5 protein-coding genes are annotated in these 3,499 nt (G+C 62.6%); all 5 read right to left on the reverse strand.

Features of this window, described 5'->3' with window-relative positions:
- A partial coding sequence (locus ABI213_RS10475) for a helix-turn-helix domain-containing protein (RefSeq protein WP_348005567.1) occupies nt 1–93 on the reverse strand: 93 nt, incomplete at its 3' end.
- Between the two features lie 217 nt (nt 94–310).
- On the reverse strand, nt 311–1,027 hold the full coding sequence (locus tag ABI213_RS10480) for an RNA polymerase sigma factor FliA (RefSeq protein ID WP_348005642.1): 717 nt from the start codon (nt 1,025–1,027) through the stop codon (nt 311–313).
- Nucleotides 1,027–1,809: a hypothetical protein gene (locus ABI213_RS10485; protein WP_348005641.1), complete on the reverse strand. Its 783-nt coding sequence runs from the start codon at nt 1,807–1,809 to the stop codon at nt 1,027–1,029. Before ABI213_RS10485 ends, ABI213_RS10480 begins: the two co-directional genes overlap by 1 nt.
- The gene (gene flhF, locus ABI213_RS10490; RefSeq protein ID WP_348005640.1) at nt 1,802–3,238 is read right to left on the reverse strand and encodes a flagellar biosynthesis protein FlhF; all 1,437 of its coding nucleotides are present in this window, start codon (nt 3,236–3,238) and stop codon (nt 1,802–1,804) included. Before flhF ends, ABI213_RS10485 begins: the two co-directional genes overlap by 8 nt.
- A partial coding sequence (locus ABI213_RS10495) for an FHIPEP family type III secretion protein (protein WP_348026979.1) occupies nt 3,235–3,499 on the reverse strand: 265 nt, incomplete at its 5' end. The genes flhF and ABI213_RS10495, both read right to left, overlap by 4 nt.

Genomic DNA, 3,499 nt, shown 5'->3' on the forward strand with positions numbered 1-3,499 from the left:
AAGCTCTCGGGCGATGTGCGCGCAGCTCAGGCCTTGGTGGCGAAGGACGGCAATTTGGTATCGTTCGTCTTGGGTCAAGTGTGTGTAGTGCATCGTGCTTTTTTAGACTGGCAGGTCGGAGGGCTCGGATCCTATTCGCCCTTGACCCACCTGCTTTTTATCGGTGCACTTTGTTCTTGAATCCGCGACTTAAATTCAAGGTGGAAATACCCCTACCAGGGATTCCGTGGAGCCGGCTTTGCCGGGCCACTGGAATCGCCCCCTGCAAGGGGGTTGGCGAAAGATGCGAAGCACTGCAGACTGGGGGTGTTCAGTGACTGCGCATTTTTGCGCGTAGCCGGGCGATGGACTGGCTGTGCAACTGGCAGACGCGGGACTCGGTAATGTCCAGCACCGCCGCTATTTCTTTCAGATTCATGTCGTTTTCGTAGTACATGCTCATGATGTACTGCTCGCGGTCGGGCAGGGTCTTGATGGCCTCGACCAGTGAAGAGCGCAGGCGGTGGTCGCGCAGCAGGCTGACCGGGTCGGCGGTTTCGTCGGCTACGTGCCGGTCTAGAAAGCCTGCGCCGTCCTCGGCACCACCGTTCATGTCTTCCAGGTACACCAGTTGCGTGCCGCGCACCTTGCCCAGCAGCTCCTGGTAGTCGGGCAGGGTCATTTCCAGCTCGGTGGCGATTTCGGACTCCAGCGGGCTGCGGCCCAGCTTTTGCTCCAGCCGCTGCACCGCGCGCTCAATCTCTTTCTGGCTCTTACGTGAGCCGCGCGACATCCAGTCGCCCTCGCGCAGCTCGTCAATCATGGCCCCGCGGATGCGCTGGGTGGCAAAGGTCTCAAATTGCACGCCCTGGGCCACTTCATAGCGGGTCAGGGCCTCGGACAGGCCAATCATGCCGACCTGGATCAGGTCGTCCAGCTCGATATTGGGTGGCAGCTTGGCAATCATGTGGTGCGCCAGCCGACGTACCAGCGGCACATACTGGCGCAGCATGTGCTCGCGGTCCAGATGGCCTTTGGCGGTGTACATCAACGGCTTCCCACCCCATGGACCATGGGAATGGCGCTGGCCATCAGGCGCAGGGCGATCTGGTGCGCGTCGTCCCAGCGGGCGTGCTGCTGTGGGAACGAGCGCACGGTCATGAAGTCGGTCTGGCAGTCCAGGTGCAGGTGGGCGCAGTTTTGCAACGTCCGCCCGGTGTTTCTCGCCTGCAGCTCGGCGTTTCTGAAGGGCGCGGTCACCACCGATGCAATCAGCGGCACCAGCCGGGCCTGTAGTAGCAGTTTCTTGAAATTCTGGTAAGCCCCAATGATGGAGGCGCGGCGCGGCGTGACGGCCAGCAAGGGGCGTATCTGGCTGCCCGGCATCAGGGTCGCCAGCAGTTGGGCATCGGCATACACCACGACCAGATCGCAGCTGCGAAATAAGTGGCTGAGGTGGCTGAGGGCTTGGAGCGGTGCGGGTGACATAGCGGAATCTTGGCGGGTCTGCAGGGCCAGGCGGCTCAGTCCCAAGCGGGCGGGCACCACGTGCCATGGGGGCGCTTCATGCGGTGGGTCATCGGCTGCATCTTCTTGCCAGTGTGCGTGGTCCAACAGATTCAGTAAACCTGGATTGTCTTCCGTTTCTGCCGAGCTTGCGTCCAGTACGGTGATACGCAGGCTAAAACTTTGCAATGCCGCGCAGATTTGCCAGAGCAGGGGCAACTCGGTGGCGGTGTCGCCCCGGGTCACCATGGCAATCACGCTCCAGGCGGCTTGCGGCGCGATACGGCGCAGGCTTTCCCCCTGGTCGGCACTGGTGTCAAGCATGCGCCCGTTCCTTGCGGCTGGACTCCATCGGTGCAGGGGTAAAGAAAAAGTTCAAATCAGCGGCCTTGGGATCAAACGCGGACTTGGTGGTCGAGCGCATCGAGGTACGCACCAGCTTCTTGGCATCGGCGGGTTCCCAGTCTTCAGGTACGCGCTGGCCATTGCACACGCCGCGCAGCACCAACTGGTGGCGGATGATGGCATCCAGCGCCGGGCCGAGTTTGGCGGCTTCGTCGATTTTGGAGAGGATGGCCTGTTGTACGCCTCGGGTCTTGAACGAGGTCAGCACCTCGTCCATGGTATCGCCATGGCTGCCTGCGTTGAGCACCAGCAGGCGGTTCACGCCGGGCAGGTCCAGCACGTCCATCATGTCGCGCTTGCGTGGGTCTTTGGGGGCGATACCGGTGGTGTCAATCAATACCATGCGTTTGTTGCCCAGCAGGCCCAGCAGGTCTTGCAGGGCCGCGCGGTCGTGCGCCAAGTGGGCTACCACGCCCAGCATGCGGCCAAAGGCGCGCAATTGTTCGTGGGCCGCAACGCGGTAGGTGTCCAGTGTGATCAGACCAACGCTATTGGGGCCGTGCACCCGGGCGCAGTGTGCGGCCAACTTGGCGGCGGTGGTGGTTTTACCCACGCCGGTGGCTCCCACCAGCGCGAACACACCGCCTTGCTCAAAGATGGGCTTGCTACCTGCATCGGTGCGCAGGTTTTGCTCCAGCACGCCCATCAGCCAGCGAATGGCTTCGGCAGGCGTAGCCTCTTCGGGCATGCGCTCCATCACGGCGCGGGCCAAGTCGGGCGAATAGCCGGCACGGATCAGCTTGAGCATCAGATTGGACTGGATCGGATCCTGTTTGGTCTTGCCCAGCCAGGCCATGGTGTTGAAGCGCTCTTCAATCATGTCCTTCATGGCTTGCAGTTCGTCCACGATGCCCTTGGAGTTGATGGTGGCGGCAGCTGGGGCGGCTTTGGCGCGGGCGACCGGCGGCGGGAACGGCACGGCGTGCACGGCAGGTTTGGCGCGCTGGGGTTGCGGGGGCATGGGTACGGGTGTGGCTTGTACCGAGGCTGGTACGGAGGCTTTTTGTGGAAATATCTCGTCGCGCAGGTCGGGGCTGCTTTCGTGGCGGCGGCGCAACATGCGTTCGCGCACGTAGTCCTGGAACGACAGCGTGCTCATGGCCAGTTGCTCGGTGTCTTCTTCCACCGGGATTTGTGCCATGGCCATGGTGGCGGCCGACGCAGGAGTCTGGGTCGGTGCCGCATTGGGCCGATCGAGGGACGACAGAGAGTCTTCTGCAGTGGCCACCACTTCCACGCCGTTGGGCGTAGGGCGGTTGGACAAAATCAGCGTCCCCTCACCAAAAACCGCGCGGGCCTTGGCCAAAGCTTCGCGGGACGTGGCGGCGTGAAAGCGTTGGATGTTCATGTGAGTGCACCTTTGAGAATAGGGCCAATGCGGATGGTGTGGGTTTCGGGAATTTCGCTGTGTGCCAGTACCTGCAGCCGAGGGGCTACGCGGCGCACCAGCCGAGAAATGGCATTGCGGATCTGGTCGGGCACCAGCAGGCAGGCGGGCACGCCCAACTCTTCTTGTTGCAGGGCCACATCGGCCACGTTGCGGGTCAGCAGGTCGGCCACGCCGGGGTCCAGCGCTGGGCCTGCAGCATTGCCCAGGGCTTGCACCAAC

Source organism: Rhodoferax sp. (assembly GCF_039922535.1).
Lineage (GTDB): Bacteria > Pseudomonadota > Gammaproteobacteria > Burkholderiales > Burkholderiaceae_C > Rhodoferax_B.